Below are 18,231 nucleotides of genomic sequence, written 5' to 3'. Positions count from 1 at the left end.
CTTGCTGCTCAGTTCCGGGCCCAGCCGTCTTCGTACAGTTGCTGGCAGAGGAAGCCGAGCCGGGTCGTGAGCATGGTGTTCTCGCCGTCCTCGATCAGCGCCGCGCGGACATCGCGCACCAGTTTTTCGATGGGGTATTCGCGCGTGGTGCCATTGCCGCCGAACAGCCGGAACGCATCGGCGACGATTTTCTCGGCTTCCTCGGTGACCGTGACCTTGGCGGAAGCCGTCGCCCAGGGATGGCCCGCGGGGGTCAGTCTCGCGTAGGCGAGAGAGCGCCGGGCAACGGAGCGACAGAGCTCGACACGACGCATCATGTCGCCCAGGCGGTAACGCGTCAGCTGCTGATCGATCAGCAGCTGGCCGCCCTGCTTGCGTTCGTGACAGTACTGCAAAGCCATCTCGAACGCGGCGCGCGCCACCCCGGTGAATATCTGGCTCATATGGGTCCCGGCAAAGGACCATGCCGATGCGACGTTGCCGTAGTACTCCTCGCGCAGCGCGACCGCGAAACGCTTCGGGATCCTGACATTGTCGAAATAGACTTCGCCCTGGGGCAGGGCACGCTGGCCGATCTTTTCCAGCGGCTTGCCTTTCGAGACACCAGGCAGATCGAGCGGCACGATCGCACAGACGCCGTTGGGGCGGCCATCGGCATCGAAATATCCGTCACCGTAGTCGGCGCTCATATAGGTCAGCGCAACCTGAGCGACCGCGCCGTTGGAGACCCAGGCCGAGCACTGGCCGTTGATCACGATCTCGTCCTTGCCGACCTTGGCCAGCAGACTGCCCTTGTTGCCCTGTTGCCGGGGCGCCCATTCGCGCTTCATGTCGAAGGCACCGACATCCGTGCCCTTGTCAGGATGGGTGATCATCCAGCAGCCGATCTTGCCGGTGCTCAACTCGATGAGCTCCTGGTTGCCGGCAGCCCTGGCCATTTCCAGCGGGAACTGCGTGACGACGAGCGAAACCGCGAGCCCCGCGTCGCCCCAGCCCATTTCCTCGCCGATCATCGATTCGACACGAATCGCCATCTCGGGCGGCAACTGCTCGAGCAGGCCAGGGTCCATGCCGAGCTTGGCCGCTTCCGCGAACAGCGTGTAATAAGGCGAGCCGGGGGCAACGACCTGCTCGGCGGTCAATTTGTCCAGCTCCCGACCCAGCGGGCGCAGCACATCCCTGGCAAACTGGTGCGCCGCGGACTGGATCGCGCGCTCTTCCTCCGCAAGCGGAGTTTCGAATCCGGTCAATGACACCGAGGGCAGGCTCAATTTGGATCCCAGCTTGAGCATGGCGACATCTCCTCTGGCTGACGTGGTGGCGAGGCGTGGAATCATGCGTCGTAATGACCACGATTGATTGCGCCGATCGCGCCATCTTTATCAAATTCCGCTCACCGCTGTTACACACGCTGACGGGCGCCCAATTCGCATTCGCCTGTTCGATGGATCGCCGCTGGACAGGGTGGCAACCCCGGAATATGGTTAGCGCCCTGCTTCCCCGGAAAGGCGCGCATGAGACCGCTTTACCCAAAGTCATTGTCGCGTGCCGCCATCTGCCTGCTGTTGTGGGCCAGTCACGTCGCAAGCGTCGTCGCCCAGGACATCGAACCCCGACGCTGGAGCCAGTTCCCGACCGGCAGCCGCTTCTCCGGCATCGGCTACATGTACACTTCCGGAGACGTCGAGTTCGACCCGGTGCTGCGTATCGACGAGGCAAAAGCCGACACCCACACGGTCGCGCTCTCGTATATCCAGTATTTCTCGCTGTTCGCACAAACGGCACGATTCGACCTGCAACTGCCACTGCACAACAGCGAGTGGGACGGCCTGGTCGATGGCGCGCCGACCTCGGTCGGCCGCAATGGACCGGGCGACCCGCACGCGCGCCTGTCATTCAACTTCGCCGGCGCGCCGGCACTCAACGGCAAGGAATTCCTGGCCTGGCGCGCCGCACACCCCGTCGGCACCTCGGCGGGAATCGCGCTCGACGTGCAGTTGCCGCTGGGCCGCTACGATGAAGACAAGCTGATCAACCTGGGCCAGAATCGCTATGTGTTCCGACCCCAGCTGGGCGTACTCCACACACGCGGGCCCTGGTCCTTCGAACTCACCGGGTCCGCGTACTACTTCGGGAAAAATGACGAGTTCTACGGCGACAACACCCTGGAACAGGATCCGCTCTATGCGCTGCAGACGCATGCGGTACGAAGCTTTTCCACAGGCTGGTGGGTCTCCACGGGTGTGGCCTACGGCTGGGGCGGGCGCTCGCAGATCAGCGGCGTGCGCAAGGACGACAGCAAGCGCAACCTGCTGTATGGTGCATCGTTCGGGATGCCGCTGGGCCGCAAGCTATCGGCCCGCTTTGGCTATAACCGGGGGCGTCCGCTGGAAGACGTCGGGACCGACAGTCACAACCTGTTTGTCACCTGGACTCTGCGCTGGTGAACTCGCCCACCGTGGGAATCAGCGGATAGCGGGCGCGAGTACTGCCGGCGATCGCCCTGCATTGTTGGCAAATTCCGCTCATGGCAGGACGGCATGGAACGTTGGCGACGCGTACGCAAGGATCTGGGTACCGCACCGATCGTCGAAGGCATGATCAACGGCGCAACCCCGCTATATATGGAGCGTTATCTTTTCAGCACGCGCGAGCGCAGCGTGGCCGGCGTCAGCAGTCTGGTGCTGACGGTCCAGCTCGGTGGCATGCGCGTCAAGGAGGGAGAGGAGGGGCACTGGCGGATCAACAGCTTGCCGAGCCAGTCGGTGCTGATCCCGCCGCGCTGCCCGACGCACTGGCACTACAACGGAATCGCCGACTTCGCGGTATTTTATTTTCCCGAACACCTCTGCGGGGTCGGCGACCGGCTCGCGCGGCTCGCCAGTGCCAGGGGCGGGCCGCTCCAGTTCAATGATGCGCTGGTCGCCGCAAGCGCGGTGCAGATGGCGGACGAGCTGCAGAAGGGGGGTGGTGCGGATGATCGCTTCCTGTCAATGCTGGCCGCCGTGATGCTCGAACAGGTGTACCGCGCACTCACCGGCCCGGTAACCGGCGGTATCCGCCCGCAACACATCCACGCGCTGCGCCTGCAGGTGGTTCTCGACCATATCCGCGAGCACCTGGCGGACAGCTTGCCGGTGGAAAAGCTCGCAGAGCTGGCCGCCCTCAGCGTGGCGCATTTCCGGCGCCTGTTCCGGGAAGCGATGGGCGTACCACCGCACCGCTACATCCAGGCCGCGCGACTGCAGCAGGCGCGCAAGCTGCTGGCGACCACCGGCCTGCCGATCGCGCGTATTGCCGAGGATTGCGGTTACAGCAGCCAAAGCCATCTCAGCGCGAGTTTCCGCGCGGCCCACGCGGCAACACCTGCCGAGTTCCGCGCGGGCGCCAAACCGTAACAGGTCGCAATCCAGGTGAAGCCGGTTTATTTGCGGGCCCGGTATTCGCTGGGGGAATTGCTGGTCCAGCGCCTGAAGGCCCGGGTAAACGTGGCGGTGTCGGCAAATCCGAGCAAGTAAGTGATCTCCTTGATGGCCAGGGACCGCTGTTCGATGTAACCGAGCGCGAGCTGGCTCCGGGTGCTGTCGAGCACCTCCTGAAACGTGGTACCACGCGCCGCGAGCCTGGCCTGCAGGTTGCGCGCGCTCATATGCAGCCGCTCGGCAACGCTCTGCCTGTTCACGGCCCCCGCCGACAGATCGGCAATGATCATGCCGCGTACCGAGGTCACGATATCGGATTTGTCCAGGCGCGCCAGGTAGCGGATCACGACCTGGTCATTCTGCAGCGCCAGCTCCGGATTGGAGCCCGGCAGCGGTTCATCCATGTGCCGCTCCTCGATCGCAACGCGCAGCACGGGTGCAGCAAAGCGCACCGGGCAACGGAAATATTCGAGAAATGGCTGGGCATCGGGATGCGGGCAGGGACGCACCAGTTCCATCCACAAGGGGTCGAGCTCGCGCTGATAAAGGAACCGCATGTAGCGCACCATGAGCACCGCGAACACGTCCTGGCTTTCATGACAGACACTGGCGCGGACATTGCTCGCTTCCAGGATACAGGCACCGTCCTGCGAGAAGTGGCGAAAATCCGCATTCGGCGAGGCCAGGCGGTAATAATTGCAGACGCGCTGATAGAAATCGCGCAAGGTCGCGCTCGCCATCAGGCCGTAGCCAAGCGCATGCAAGTAGCTGAACTGCAGCAGATTGCCTACCGCGATGCCGAAATACGGATCACCGGTAGTCCGCGTGGCCACCTCGAACAGGCGACTGACCTCCTCGTTGCGCAGCCGTGCCAGCGGATCGGGCGACGCCTGGAATTCGACGCCGGCTTCACGGAATACGGCGCGCGCATCGACACCCCGGCTGTCCAGCGCCGAGGAAATCGCATGCACATAGGATGCGATGACGGAATACTGTTGTGCTTCGCGTGTCACGACGGCTGACGGTCCCACAAGATCGTCGCAGTCTAGCATGCACTCCGCGGAACGCCGCGCCAGGCACGAAGCCGCCCGTCAGGCGGTTTCGTGCACCACAAGAACGGGACTCAGAAGTTGTATTGCCCCTGCAAACCCCACACGCGCGGTTCTTCCACCCAGCCCGCATAGATCCCGGCGCTCAACGGCGCGTCCACCATGAAGGTGTAGGTAGTCTCGTCGGTGAGGTTGCGCCCGTACAGCGCCACTTCCCAGCGATCGTCGGCGGCAGCGAGCGCTATGCGCGCGTTGACCTTGACATAGTCATCCTGCAGCGTGTTCGGATCCAGGTCGCTGTCGAGGTACATCTCGTCCTTGTACATGCCATCGACACGCAGCCGCAACAGCAGATTCTGGCCAACTGCGTGCTCGTAGCCGGCGTAGACCGTGCCGCTCCATTCCGGGGCGTAGGGTCCACGCTCGCCCTCGAGGTCCTGGGTACAGGCCTTGCCCACCGCGGCAACCTGGTCGATCGTGCACGAGGCGTTCGCGAACGAATCAAACTGGCTATCGAGGTATGCCAAGGAACCACCGATCTCGATCTCGTCGGTGAGCGCGATCTGGGTTTCCAGCTCGACACCACTGCTGGTGAGTTCGGCGGCATTGCCGACCTGGAAGGTGGTGCCCCGGAACGAGGTGACCTGCAGATCCTGGATTTCGGTCTGGAACACTGCCGCGCTGATGCGCATGCGCCCATCCCACTGGGTGGTCTTGATGCCCAGTTCCCAGGCTTCCGCGGATTCATCCCCGAACGTGGTGCCGGGCCCCGGCGTGCCGTCCGGGTTCGAGGTGTCCGAAGAGGTGTTGAAGCCGCCGGATTTGTAACCCTCCGACCAGCTGAGGTAGACCATGGTGTCGTCGCCGACCTGCCAGCGCAGGCGCGCCGAGGGATCGAAATGCTCTTCGTCGCGCTCGAGCTGCTGATCATGCGCCCAGGTGCCCAACAGCGGCCCAAAGACCAAGCGCACCAGTTGACTGTTCAGCGGATCGAGATTGCCGGTGAAGCTGCCGTCGGGATTCTGTACCAGAACCGGGGAAGTCGGCGCACCGGCGCCAAGCGAGTTTCGTTTATGGTCTTTCTTGGAATCCTCGGAATAACGCCCGCCGACATCCAGCGCCAGCTCCTCGGTCAGGTCGAAGGTGAGTTCGAGAAAAGCCGCCATCGTGTCATTATCGAAATCGTTGGTCGGGTTACGGTAGATTGTGCCCTGCTCAGCCCCGATCAGCGGCGCGTACGCCGGATTCTGCGCGGCCAGCACGCGTCCATTCCAGAGACTGTTGATACCAAGCGCCGAGAGCGGCACCGGCGGCAGCGCCGGGTTCAGTGCGCTGGCCGGCAGCTGGCCAAATACCCCGCCAAGGGTTCCATCGACAAAGGTCTGCTGATCGCTCGAGAGCTCCTGCTCTTCGTAGTAGAGTCCGGCAACGAAATTGAGCCGGCCCTCGAAATCACTGCTCAGGCGGAATTCCTGGCTGTACAGGTCATGTGATTCCTCCTCCAGGGCGTGCACCACGTTGCCGCTCTGGAAGTCCACGTCGTGATTCTGATCGAACGAGAAATCGGAGTAAGCGCTGAGAGAAGTCAGGGTCAGATCGCCGATTTCCCAGTCCACGCGCACCGAGACATCAGTGGATTTGGTGCTTTCGGTGTCCGTGCCGCCCGGATAATAGGCTTCGTTGGCGACCCATGAATCGTATTCCTTGCTGCCGCTCGAGGCTTGGTAGCCGGGCACGGACAGCGCGGCAATCGTGCCCATCACATCGGTCAGGCCGAGCATGTTGGTCTTGGCTTGCATGCCGGCAAGCAGGCTGCGGTCGACGACCGGGTTGGTCATCTCGACGCCGTCGGCATCCATGTCGACGTGGCTGAGCTTGGCCGTGACCTGCACGGAATCGCTCGGCGCCCATACCAGGGTCAGACGCGCCAGCTGGTCTTCTTTCTTCTGCTCGTCGCCACGCTGGTGATTGTCGACATAGCCATCGGACTCCTGGTAGCGCAGCGCAACGCGCGCCGCAAGGGTGTCGGTCAACCCGCCGGAAAACACCGCGGTGCCGCGCGCCGTCGCCTGGTCCGGCTCGTAGTCGGCGGTGAGCGAGCCATTGAACTCATCACCGATTCGGACTCGCCGTCTCTACCTTGATCGCACCGGCGATGGTGTTCTTGCCAAACAGGATGCCCTGCGGTCCGCGCAGCACTTCCACCCGCTGCAAATCGACCAGCGAGGCAGTGAACTGGCGGCTGCGCAGCTGGTAGACGCCATCGACGTACATCCCTGCCGATTGCTCGAAGCCCTTGTTGATACCGGAGCCAATGCCGCGGATATAGATGGCGCTGGTCTGTGCGGCACGACCAACCTGCAGGCCTGGCACCTGGGAACTCAGCTGCTCGAGGTTGGTCACCCCAACCTCGTCCATGGCTTTACCCTGCACCGCGGTGAGCGATAGCGGGGCGTCCATCAGGCTCTCTTCGCGCTTGCGCGCGGTAACAATTATTTCATCGAGCTTCTGCGCCTGTGCCGGGGCGACATCGGCAACGACAAATTCCACGGCCGCTACCGCAACCGCCAGCATGGTGCGCTTGAATCCGGATTGAATCATCTGTTGTTCCTCCATCTGTTTTTTAGAAGTCGATTCGAATGATTCGAATCGGCACCGTCACCGGCCGGAAATCCGGCAGATTGAACTGCGCAGACTAGCGGCGACCGGCCCGACAGTCCCGTCCCTGCGAGCAAACCCGTTGACTTTGCGGACGGATATCGGCGAATTGCATCAAATCGGGGGCTCGCAAGACCGGCACGCCGGGACCGAAGTGCCGGTTCAGGCGCCGACGGCAGATTGCCGCGTCGCCCGGTGCAACTTCAGGTAGATCAGCATCGCAAGCAGGGTGATCACATCCGCCCCGAGCAGCGTCCTGGTCATCGGCGCGGTTATTTGCCCTGCCTCGAGCAGATCGGCGAACAGGCCTATCGCATAGGTTCCACTGCCGATTACCAGCACATTGGCGACGAACATCGTGAAGCCGACCGCGGTCGACTGGATACTGGCCGGTGCATGATCCAGCACCAGCGAGAAAATCGCACCGTAGGGAAAGGCGAGGAGGAACACCGCCGCGATCATGCCCAACTGAAACATCATGGAGCCGGGAGGCGAGAGGCGAAACACAATCAGCAACGGGCCGCTGAGCGCCATCACCAGCACCACGAACAGTGCCCGCGTGGTGGCAAAACGCCGCGTAAACCAGTCGGCCGCGATACCGCCGAGCAGCGATGAGGGAATCGCGCACATCAGGTAGACACTGCCGTAGAGCGATGAAGCCGCCGACTGCTCCATTGCCTTCTCCGCCACCAGCCACAACTGCGTGAACTGACCGCTGGCGTAGATCATGTGGATCAGCGACATGGCCAGCACCGCATGGCGGAAATTCGCGTTGCCGCGAAACGCCTCGATCAGTTCGCCCAGCATCTCGCGCACGGATCGCCGTTCGTCGCCATGAGCCCCAAGTCCGGGCTTGTCCAAATCCGCGACTGTCGTTCGCGCTGCAAGCAACATCAGGGCGCTCAGCACGATACCGATCACGCCGAGAACATGAAACATGCTGCGCCAGCCAATCGTCTCGCCCAGGGTGCCCGCAAGCCAGTACGCAAGCCCCAACCCTATCTGGCTTCCCATGAAGAACAGCCCGAACACGGTCGCCCGGTACCGCGGCGTGAACAGCCGCCCAAGAATGCTGGCGGCAGCCGGATGCAGCGTGGCCTCGCCTACGCCGATCGCCATGCGCGGCAGCAATATTTGCAGAAAACTCTTTGCCATGCCGGTAAAAACGGTCATGACGCTCCACAGCAGGATGCCGCAGGCAATGACCTTTGCCGCATTGAGCCGGTCGGCGAGCACGCCCATCAGCGGGCCGCTCAGCGCATACACGGTCACGAAGGCGAAGCCCGTCAGCAGGCCGAACTGTTGCCGCGAAAGATCGAGATCCGCGGATATCTGGCTGGCAAAGGCCGGCAACAGGTGACGATCCACATAGCTCAGTATGTTGATTGCCACCAGCAGCAGGAACAGGGTGTAGCGGTGCAAGGGTTTCGGTCTCCCGGGGCTGGTGCGCGCAGGCCGCGCTCACCGCGGTGACGTGCTGCCACGATCATTCGCGGCAGCACCGCGACATGGCAAGGTGTTGTTTTCAGGATTGCTGCCACGGCAGGCCGGCGGCACGCCAGCCACCGATCCGGTTGCGCTGGCCATGGGCGTCCTTGTCACCCTCGAAACCCTCCAGCACGTTATAGCAGCGGCCAAAACCGGCGCTCGTGACGGCGGTCGCGGCAAGATGGGATCGTCCACCGGAGCGGCAGATGAACAGCAAGGGGCTGTCCTTGGCCGCAACCGCTTCGAGCATATGGACGAAAAGCGCGTTGAGCGCGTTGCCGGGGTAGCCCATGAATTCAACTTCTATCGCGCCGGGAATTCTTCCCACCCAGTCCCATTCGGCCCTGGTGCGCACATCGACCAGCTTTGCTTCGGGCATCAGCGTCAGCAGCTGATGGGCCTCCGCGGGCGTGAATACTCCGGCGTAGGGTGCTTTGAATTCGGTGGCGCGCTGACCGGCCATTGCCAGCAGTTCGTTCAAACGATCCATTGATTTCTCTCCCTTCGATTATCGAATCTTCAAAACGCGACGGCCCTGGAACGAGCGCCCGCAAACACCAGACCATCCGCAGCTGCGCCCGCATATCATGACCAAACTCCAAGGTGGAGCTTACTGATACCCGGGCGCTGTTTCCCCCCCTTTGTCGGGGGGCGGTCCCGTGTTTTGGGCGCGGGGTGCCCGCTCATTATTTTGGTATATTGAACGCGCAGTTCCCTGATTGCGGAAATCGTCGGCTTCGTCGGCAAATATAATGGAGGCAGCGCCCGATGGCGCTCGGAGCGACCGATCCACAGCTGGTATTGAAAACCACCCCGCCGCGAATTCCAAAAACCGTGCTGGAGCGCACTCGCCTCGGCAGCGGGCTGGCCGAATTCGCCGAAAAGTCGGTCATCACCCTGCAGGCCGCCGCCGGCTCCGGCAAGACATCGCTGCTGGCGCAATGGCGCAAGGAAGCCCTGGTGGCCGGAGCCATAGTGGCGTGGCTTACGCTCGACGACGGGGACAACGACAGCCAGCTTGCGCGCGGACTGACCGTCGCGATGCGGGCGAGCAGCGGCCGGCCGGGCTTCGGACAGGAATGCCTGCGCGCGGCCGAGTCGGAACAGCGTTCGCTGGAGGCGATCACCGAATGGCTGGCGGAAGTTGCCGCAATGGCGACTGAATCGCTGCTGATACTCGACGATGTGCATGCGCTGCCCGAATCCACGCTGAACAGCTCGCTGGTCTATTTGCTGCTCAATGCGCCGGCGAATCTGAAAATCGTTCTTGCCTCGCGCAGGCCAATCAAATTGCCGGTCTCCGGTCTGCCCGGTCGCGGCCGCTTTGTTTCACTGTCCACTACCGATCTGCGCTTTGACCAGGCCGAGACAGTGGCGCTGCTCAAGGATCGTTTTGGCCGGCGCATCGACCCGGATTCGTGTGTGCGCCTTCACCAGCTGACAGAGGGCTGGGCGCTCGGCCTGCAGCTGGCGATTTCGACGATCGAGCGCAGCCCCGACATACCCGGGGCAATTGCCGGCTTCTCGGTACTATCGAGCGATGTACATCGCTATTTCGTCGAATGCCTGATCGATCAGCTGCCACCGGCATTGGCACGCTTTCTCGTTTGCATATCGATCGTGGATGACCTGTCGCCGTCGCTGTGCAAAGCCATGACCAAGCAGAACAGCAGCACCGCCAAGCTGCGTCGTCTGCACCAGCAGACCCCCGTTTTCACCGAAGCCGCGCATACCTCCTGGCTACGGATTCATCCCCTGGCACGGGAATTCCTGCAGGAACGTTTCGCAAAACTGCCGCGGGTCGAGCAGCTCGAATACCACACGCGAGCCGGCGACTGGCTGGCGGAGCATCAGCTGTTCGAGGAGGCAGCGCGACACCTGCTCGAAGCCGGGCTCGAGGACCGGGCCTACGGGCTGATCGAGCGCTCGCTGCATGAGCTCATGGTCAAAGGGCAGGTCTCCAGGGTCGCCGACTGGGCCGAGCGGCTGCCATCCTCCGAAATCGAGCGCCGCACCAGCCTGCGCCTGACCGTCGGCTGGATGCTCGCGCAAAGCGAGCGGCACACCGAGGCAGCCAAGCTGGTGGCTTCGATCATCGATGACGCAAGCGCGAGTGCCGGCGAGCGCTGCGAGAGTGCCGAAATTTGCGCGACCGCCGCTGTTTTTGCCGATGACATCGATCACATGGGTCAAATCGTCGCTTCCTGGTACGAGGCTCTACCAACCCACTCGCCGTTGCTTCACCTGGTTGGCATCAACCAGCTGGCGCTGCTGACGCTCTACCGCGGTTCGCCCGAGCAGGCCCGCTACGGCTACGCACAGATTGATTCAGGCGATGAGCAGGCTGGCGGCTATGCGCTCGGTTGGCGCGACTGGATCGTCGGCATCAGCTATATCTGGGAAGGTCATGTCGAGCTGGCGGCACAAAAGCTGCGGGTCGGACTCGGCCGCGCCGAAGTGCAGTCCGGACGGCGCAGCCCGATTGCGGTGATGCTTGCTTCCGCGCTGGCCACCGCCTTGCTCGAGTGCGACCGGCCCGAAGAGGCCGCCGCGCTGCTTGCCGATCGTCTCGACATCCTCGAAAGACGAGCCCCCCCAGATGCGATCGAAATGGGTTTCGTGACTGCCGTGCGCCTCGCGCTGATCCATGGCGAAGAACGCCGCGCCTTCGATTTGCTCGATCATCTGCTGGCACTGGGCGAGGCGCGCAAGCTGCCGCGATTGTGCATTGCCAGCCTGGCCGAGCGTATCCGGGTGCACGTCCAGCGCGGACGCGGCGATGTCTGTGCGGTGGCGGAGCGCAAGCTGGTCGAGTTGATGGCAACGCTGGAAAATCATTCCTGGGGACTGCTGCGGCCGGTGGTCGAATCGCAAACCGGCCTGGCCCATGCCTACGCGGCGGTGGCGCGTCGCGACTGGCAAAGCGCGCTCGAACGGCTCGACACGCTGGTCCCGCAGGCGGAACGGTTGCGCCGCGGGCGCGAAGCCCTCCAGAGCTACCTGCTGCGGGCCCTGGCCAGGGAGCAAAGCGGCGAGAATGGTGCTGCGTTGCTGGAAGAAGCGCTGAGCATGGCCGGCATGTGGGGGCTGGCGCGGATCGTCGCCGACACGCACCCCGAGCTCGCGCCATGGCGAAACCGTTTGCATGGAACTGTACCGGCAGCCCGTGAGGACGCCCGGGGGCGGCTCACGGACCGGATTCCGGCGACCCGTGTTCGCGTGGCAGGCAGTTCGTTGCTGTCTCCAAAGGAGCGCGAAGTACTGGAGTTGCTTGCCGGCAATATGTCGAACAAGCAAATCGCGCTGGCGATGGACGTCAGCAGCGAGACCGTCAAGTGGCATCTCAAGAACCTGTTCGGCAAGCTCAACGCCGGAACCCGCAAGCACCTGCTCGACCGCGCCCGGATGATGGGCATACTCGACACGCCTGGCTGAAACCCGGCACCCGGGCGAGTCCGTCACGGCGACTGTGCAATCCCGTCGGCGACATGATGCGCCCATGCCGCGATCGCTACCGACGGTGGCCCGCCGGGTGCCGACGGCAATGCAGCCCCGTCGGCGATGTACAACCCCGGGTTGCCATAAACTTCGCCACGTTGATCGACAACACCGTGATCGGCATCCGCACCGAGGCAGGCGCCTCCCCACGGGTGCACGCTGAGCGGCTTTCCCAATACCCGGACCTTGTCGCCAGACTCGCTGGCGAGTATCCGGAGGCCGCTGCGGATTGCGTCGTAAATGGCTTCCTTGCGGTGGTCATAGCCGAGCTGCAGATGGTCATTTTCGAAGGTGACCGCGGCCTTGCCGCTATCGGCTCCCATTCCATAAAGGAAGAACATCCTTGCCAGCCTGCGCTTGACGAACATGGGCAGGGGCAAGCTCTGGACGCCGGGAAAGCCGCCGAGGCCAAAGCTCACGGCCTCGTGCCCGTCCACCTCGAACGCCCCTTGCGAAGGTGTCGATGTGAAACTCGAAACCGCCGCGGTTGGCCTGCTCCAGGCGGCCATCAGATCGCCGTTGCCGCCAAAAGTCCTGCCCAGGGACGGCATCGGCACCAGGCCGGAGGGCATTCGCGAACTGGTAAATAGCAAGCGCACACTATTCATGGTACCTGCGGCGAGAACGACCCGCCCGGCCCGAACCGCTGCGTTCTCTCCGGTTGTCAGATCGGAGAAATGCACCAGGTAGCCTGCGCCGTCGGCGGCTCGCAGGGGCTGAATCGTGTTCGCCCGGCAAAGATCGCGAACGGTGACCCCTTTGCCGAGAACCGGAGCCAGGTAGACGAAATCGACCGACGCCTTGGCGCCGCCCCGCGAACCCAGGAAGCTGTCGCCGTCGAACGCACAGTATTGCCGCTCCAAACCTGCGGAAACCGTGACCGTGCGCCCGGCTTCAGCCGGCGATGGCGGCAGCAACAATGCCATGCAGGGTTGCGGATCGGCCGGGTGGCAACGGTCGCCTGTGGCATCGGGGAAATGGGTCCACACGGATTGCGGCAATGTTTGTTCCGGAACGAGCCGCACGCCGCCCATATCGGCGCGTATCTTTCCGTAGTAACGCTCGATGCTCGCCGGGTCGAGTTGCGGGTGACGGTCGTGCCAGAATGCGGGCTCACGTGGCGGCTCGAGCAGACCGCCGAACGCCATACTGCCACCACCCACTGCCGAGGTGCTGAGCACATTCAGTCCGGGGAACGAGAACAGTTCGTACATGCCGGCCTTGTTCAGGCGCAGGTCCCACCGCCCCCGGTGCAGCGAATGCAGCAGGTGGGTGAGTGCCTTCACGCCATATGGAAAGGGCGAGCGCCGCTCGACGCCCATGGAGCGCACCGGCAGCGAATCACGCCAGGGCCCCCGCTCCAGCACCAGCACCCGCTGCCCGGCCAGCGCCAGGCGATTCGCCGTGACACTGCCGCCAAAGCCGCTGCCGATGACTACGATATCGAATTGAGCCGAATCAGGCGGGAGTGGCATGGTCAGCCCGGCGCAGGATACGGTTCGGGTGCCAGATCCAGAGCACCACGACAATTATCAGAAGCGTCGGTATGTCTGCCCACAGGTGGGCGTGCTCGTTGGGGTAATAGAACGACTGCGGAAACATCACCAGCGCATGCAGCACGCTGGAGAGTATGCCGAAATCGAACAGCGCGGCATTCGCCTTCGGATCCCGTGCCCCCCGGATCATCAGGATGCCATAGGCGACGTAGAGCGCAGCGAGCATGAAGAGATAGGGGTGCAGGGCATCATGGGGCGAGGGCGGGTGCGCGGGCCCGATGTGCGGGAAAGCGCTATCCGGCGAGACCGCACCCCAGAGAAAACCCGGTGGGTAGACAAACAACAACGCGATCAACCCGACCGACAACCCCCATCCAATCAGCCTCATGACCAGCGCTGCCTGGCGCAGCCGTGTTTCCGACCTGTTCATGTCTTTCAGCCTCGTTCCGGAAAATATGTGCCCGACGCCCTTGCGATATAGATTATGGCCTGACCCCTCGGCGATGCCCCCCCCCGTTCATGGGGGGGGATGTCACGAGCGGATTCTCCAACATGCCCTCACTGGAGCCAGAAACCTGTAGGGCGTGGCCGTCCGTAGCGTGAGGAATGGCTACAGCCGGCACTTCCGAGGAACGACTGTATGCAGATCGATTTTTCCATCATCAGCGAAAACCTGGCCAACACCTATGGCGACGCTGCGTGCATCGTCAATATCGAACGTGAGCGCCGCTACAGCTTTCGCGAGTATCACCTGTTGACCAACCGTATCGTCAACATGATGCACACACGACTCGATCTGAAGCGTGGCGATACCTGGCTCGGCATACTCAACAATGACAACCTCTCGTTGCTGAGCCAGTTCGTGGCGTTCAAGGGCGAAGCTTGTGCCTGTTATACCAACACCACCGATACGCTGGAGGATCAGGCGCGCCAGCTCGACCTGGTCAAACCGAAGGTCGTGTTCATCGAAGCGGACCTGCTGGCTACGCATTATGCACTGCTGAAGGAGCGCGGCCTGCGCATCGTCAGCATGGATCCGGCGCCGCGCGGATTCCCCGGTGTGCTCGATTTCTGGACCCTGATGAAGCGCGCGAGCGCGGCCAATCCCAACGTGCTTCATGACGATCGCGATGATTGCGTCTACCTGCGCTTTACCGGTGGCACCACGGGTGCCGCCAAGGCGGTGATGTACAGCATCGACAACTGGATGGCGACCAAGGATCTGCATTACGCGACGCCTGATTGCATTCCGGTAGGGGCGGCGCGCCTGCTGCATTTCGGCATGATCAGCCACGCCAGCGGAATCGTGGTTCCCCCGATCATGTTCAAGGGCGGCTGCAATATCACGATGAACGATCGCAATCTTGTGACCTGGTGCCGCGCGGTCGAGCGCGAAAAGGTGAGCGCCTCGCTGATGGTACCGTCGATGCTGTACCGTTTGCTCGAAGCGCCCGAAGCCCGCGACTTCGACCTGTCGTCGCTGCAGACGATGTATTACGGCGCATCGCCGATCAGCCCGTCCAAGCTGAAACAGCTGATCGCGCGTTTCGGCAACATCTTCGTGCAGCTCTACGGCAGCTCGGAGCACTCGTCCGCGGTGGCCTTTCTGGCCCGCGAGGATCACCTGATCGATGAAGGCGGCGACGAATCGCACCTGGCTTCGGCCGGACACGTCACGCCCGGTGTCGAGGTCCAGATTGTTGACGGCCAAGGGCGTCCGGTGCCGCAAGGGCGGGATGGCGAAATCTGGATCCGTTCGCGAGCGATATCGATGGGCTATCTGCACGCACCGGAAAAAACGGCCGCGGAATTCTGCAATGGTTACTGGAAGTCGGGTGATTTCGGCCGTATTGACGCCAATGGCTATCTCTACGTTCTGGACCGCGTGAAAGACACGATCATCTGCAATGACAGGAAGGTTTATCCCTCGCAGGTGGAAGCGGCACTGAGCTCGCATCCACAGGTGCTGATGGCGGCGGTAGTCGGCATCCCCGATGCGCGTTGCGGCGAATCGGTGCACGCCGAGGTGCTGGCGCTCCCCGGCGAGTCCATCGAGCTCGAGGAGTTGCGGGGCTTTCTGGCAAAGCGGCTGCCGCGCAACAGCTTGCCGCGTACAATCACCATTGCGACTTCGATTCCGCTCAGCCCGGTGGGCAAGGTTCTGCGCCGCGCGGTTCGCGAGTCCTGCCTGCGCAGCGGCAGCGCAGCCGCAGCGAAAAAATCCGGCCCCTCCACCAAGCGAGCACCAGCGATGCCGAAGAAACCGGCCGTCGGAAAGCACTGAGCGACACCATGCAGGCGCAACGCCAAGCCTTGCGGACGGGTCACGATATAACGAGGAATCCTGATGTCCAGCGTCAGCAACCGCAACGCAAGGCCGAAGTCGCACGCGGGACTCGCAAAGAAACCGCAGCGGGCTTTTGGTGGCTATCGCAAGAGAACCATCACGGCACGGCAGTTTGTTGCCAGCATGGTGGCCTTGGCGCCTGAAGCGTGTTCAATTTACCAGGTATGGGCCAAGCACGATCTCGATCCGGCTTTTCGCGAGGAGCTCATGGTCGCCGTGTCGCGACTCAACGATTGCCGCTATTGCACCTGGGGACACCACGAGTGGGCCAATACGCTGGGTGTTTCCGATGAGGAACTGGCCCATATCGAACAAATGGATCCGTCCGGATTCGACCGCCGCAAATGGATCGCGATTTCCTACGTGCGGGCGCTGGTGTCCGCCGACTTCGCGGAGGTCGCGGTGGATCTCGGCAAGGAAATGCGGGCCAATTACACCGCCAGGGAAGTCAAGGACATCGATCTGGTCGCCCGGGTCATGAATATTGCCAATCGCGGCGGCAACACCTGGGACGCGATGTTGTCGCGGTTGAGAGGCGCACCATCGGCCGACAGCCGGGTGTTCGATGAAATCGTGCTGAGCGGTGCCTTCCTGGTGACGGTGCCGATTGTTTTGCTGCTGCTGTCGCGCGCATCGCACCGCTCCTTCTTCGGAATGGCCCGTAGCCTGATCGATTACACCAAGCATTATGAGGAGAAGAATGCGGTGCCGGCGCAGTCGGAATAACTGCATGGTGCTGCGACCTGCGCGATATCCGGTAAATCTGTCGGACGAACACCTGGCCATCGCGTATCCTGCGTGTTCAACCGGTGCTGGAGACAAGAATGCAAGCGTTCGACGCGGACCTGTTCGTTATTGGCGGTGGTAGCGGCGGAGTGCGCGCGGCACGAACAGCGGTGCAACGCGGGGCTCGCGTGATGCTGGCCGAGGTCGGTGGCCTGGATGGCCTGGGCGGGACCTGCGTGAATGTCGGCTGTATTCCCAAAAAGCTGTACAGCTATGCCGCGCACTACGCGGAGGGCTTCGGGGAAGCGCGTGGTTTTGGCTGGGAAGGAAACTCGGCGACACTGAACTGGACCACACTCAAGAACAATCGGCGCAACGAAATCTCCCGCCTCAACGGCGTGTATCACAAGCTGCTCGAGGGCAGTGGCGTGCATGTCATTACCGGGTATGCGCGCCTGGTGGATGCACATACGCTCGAGGTCACTGGCGGGACCGGGGGCCAGACCGAAACACGGCGTTTCAGGGCCCGTCATATCCTGATTGCAACGGGTGGACGACCACATATCCCCGAATTCCCCGGCAACCAGCACGTGCTGAGTTCGAACGAGATCTTCGACATCGATCCGTTCCCCAGGCGGCTGCTGGTGGTCGGTGGCGGCTACATCGCCTGCGAGTTCGCATCCATCTTCAACGGCCTGGGTTCCCGGGTTACCCAGCTTTACCGGGGCGTGCAGGTGCTGCGCGGTTTCGATGACGATGTGCGGCATTTTCTGGCCGCGGAAATGCTCAAGAAAGGTGTCGACCTGCGCCTGGACAGCAGCGTTGCATCGGTCGAACACACGCCCGGCGGCCTGCGGGCAAGCTTGCAGGACGGTGACAGCATGGTGGTCGATGCGGTGCTCTATGCCACCGGTCGTGTGCCCAACGTCGAAAGGCTCACCCTGGACAGCGCGGGCGTGGCACAAGCCAGCGACGGCGCGGTGCTGGTCGACGAGTTCTATCGCAGCAGTGTGCCTTCCGTGTTTGCAGTGGGTGACGTGACCTCGCGGGTCCAACTCACCCCGGTCGCGCTGGGCGAGGCGATGATGGTTGTCGATCAGTTGTTCGGCCCGGCGGCCGGCAAGACTCCGCGCACGATGAACTACGAGTTCATTCCAACGGCGGTTTTTACCCATCCCTGCATCGGCACGGTCGGATTTTCCGAAGCCGACGCGCGCAGGGAATTCGGGGACGTCAGCATTTATCGCAGCGAGTTCAGGGCGCTCAGGCATACCCTGAGTGGCAGCAGCGAACGCACGCTGATGAAGCTGGTGGTGGACAACGCGAGCGATCGCGTCGTCGGATTGCACATGGTGGGTGCCGATGCCGGCGAGATCGTCCAGGGATTTGCCGTCGCCATGAAGGCCGGCGCAACCAAGAGCGTGTTCGACAACACCATCGGCATCCATCCGACCGCCGCCGAGGAATTCGTGACCATGAGGGAGCCGGTGGCACCCCGCTCCTGAGGCCGCGTTCCGGATTCGGCCCCCGCTGTCCGGGCAGGCCAT

At 62.8% G+C, this 18,231-nt stretch carries 14 protein-coding genes; 6 read left to right on the top strand and 8 right to left on the bottom strand.

The window, feature by feature from the left end; genetic code table 11:
* Positions 1-8: 8 nt before the first annotated feature.
* On the bottom strand, positions 9-1,292 hold the full coding sequence (locus tag IPF49_10050; GenBank protein MBK6287954.1) for an acyl-CoA/acyl-ACP dehydrogenase: 1,284 nt from the start codon (positions 1,290-1,292) through the stop codon (positions 9-11).
* 222 nt (positions 1,293-1,514) lie between these two features.
* On the opposite strand from IPF49_10050, the gene IPF49_10045 reads away from it, so the two are divergent.
* Together IPF49_10045 and IPF49_10040 are read left to right on the top strand one after the other, a co-directional pair.
* Complete coding sequence (locus IPF49_10045) at positions 1,515-2,447, top strand: transporter (protein ID MBK6287953.1); 933 nt, start codon at positions 1,515-1,517, stop codon at positions 2,445-2,447.
* A 93-nt stretch (positions 2,448-2,540) separates the two neighbouring features.
* Positions 2,541-3,398: a helix-turn-helix transcriptional regulator gene (locus tag IPF49_10040; GenBank protein ID MBK6287952.1), complete on the top strand. Its 858-nt coding sequence runs from the start codon at positions 2,541-2,543 to the stop codon at positions 3,396-3,398.
* 26 nt (positions 3,399-3,424) lie between these two features.
* Here the strand turns inward: IPF49_10040 and IPF49_10035 are convergent, their stop codons facing one another.
* From IPF49_10035 to IPF49_10015, 5 genes are all read right to left on the bottom strand, one after another.
* Entirely contained in the window at positions 3,425-4,435 is a 1,011-nt protein-coding gene (locus IPF49_10035; protein ID MBK6287951.1) for an AraC family transcriptional regulator, read from the bottom strand.
* 110 nt (positions 4,436-4,545) lie between these two features.
* On the bottom strand, positions 4,546-6,504 hold the full coding sequence (locus IPF49_10030; GenBank protein ID MBK6287950.1) for a TonB-dependent receptor: 1,959 nt from the start codon (positions 6,502-6,504) through the stop codon (positions 4,546-4,548).
* Positions 6,505-6,583: 79 nt separating this feature from the next.
* The gene (locus IPF49_10025; GenBank protein ID MBK6287949.1) at positions 6,584-7,072 is read right to left on the bottom strand and encodes a TonB-dependent receptor; all 489 of its coding nucleotides are present in this window, start codon (positions 7,070-7,072) and stop codon (positions 6,584-6,586) included.
* Between the two features lie 219 nt (positions 7,073-7,291).
* Positions 7,292-8,551, bottom strand: coding sequence for an MFS transporter (locus IPF49_10020; GenBank protein MBK6287948.1), 1,260 nt, complete (start codon positions 8,549-8,551; stop codon positions 7,292-7,294).
* A 103-nt stretch (positions 8,552-8,654) separates the two neighbouring features.
* Positions 8,655-9,107: a rhodanese-like domain-containing protein gene (locus IPF49_10015; GenBank protein ID MBK6287947.1), complete on the bottom strand. Its 453-nt coding sequence runs from the start codon at positions 9,105-9,107 to the stop codon at positions 8,655-8,657.
* A gap of 278 nt (positions 9,108-9,385) precedes the next feature.
* Between IPF49_10015 and IPF49_10010 the strand changes: the two genes are divergently transcribed.
* Positions 9,386-12,052 (top strand): LuxR family transcriptional regulator, encoded by a 2,667-nt coding sequence (locus IPF49_10010; protein MBK6287946.1) that lies wholly within the window; start codon positions 9,386-9,388, stop codon positions 12,050-12,052.
* Positions 12,053-12,075: 23 nt separating this feature from the next.
* Here the strand turns inward: IPF49_10010 and IPF49_10005 are convergent, their stop codons facing one another.
* Both IPF49_10005 and IPF49_10000 read right to left on the bottom strand, forming a co-directional pair.
* Positions 12,076-13,590 (bottom strand): GMC family oxidoreductase, encoded by a 1,515-nt coding sequence (locus IPF49_10005; protein MBK6287945.1) that lies wholly within the window; start codon positions 13,588-13,590, stop codon positions 12,076-12,078.
* On the bottom strand, positions 13,574-14,041 hold the full coding sequence (locus IPF49_10000) for a hypothetical protein (GenBank protein MBK6287944.1): 468 nt from the start codon (positions 14,039-14,041) through the stop codon (positions 13,574-13,576). Before IPF49_10000 ends, IPF49_10005 begins: the two co-directional genes overlap by 17 nt.
* A 210-nt stretch (positions 14,042-14,251) precedes the next feature.
* Between IPF49_10000 and IPF49_09995 the strand changes: the two genes are divergently transcribed.
* The 3 genes from IPF49_09995 (at position 14,252) to gorA (ending at position 18,189) form a co-directional block, all read left to right on the top strand.
* On the top strand, positions 14,252-15,895 hold the full coding sequence (locus tag IPF49_09995; protein ID MBK6287943.1) for an AMP-binding protein: 1,644 nt from the start codon (positions 14,252-14,254) through the stop codon (positions 15,893-15,895).
* 63 nt (positions 15,896-15,958) lie between these two features.
* Positions 15,959-16,684, top strand: a complete 726-nt coding sequence (locus IPF49_09990) for a carboxymuconolactone decarboxylase family protein (protein MBK6287942.1) — start codon at positions 15,959-15,961, stop codon at positions 16,682-16,684.
* A 98-nt stretch (positions 16,685-16,782) separates the two neighbouring features.
* Complete coding sequence (gene gorA, locus IPF49_09985; protein MBK6287941.1) at positions 16,783-18,189, top strand: glutathione-disulfide reductase; 1,407 nt, start codon at positions 16,783-16,785, stop codon at positions 18,187-18,189.
* Positions 18,190-18,231: the final 42 nt, after the last annotated feature.

The sequence above is a fragment of the Gammaproteobacteria bacterium genome (genome assembly GCA_016705365.1).
In the GTDB taxonomy this organism is placed as follows: Bacteria; Pseudomonadota; Gammaproteobacteria; order Pseudomonadales; family UBA5518; genus UBA5518.
Note: the sequence above shows the minus strand (reverse complement) of the source record. Positions and strands in the feature narration are given on the sequence as shown.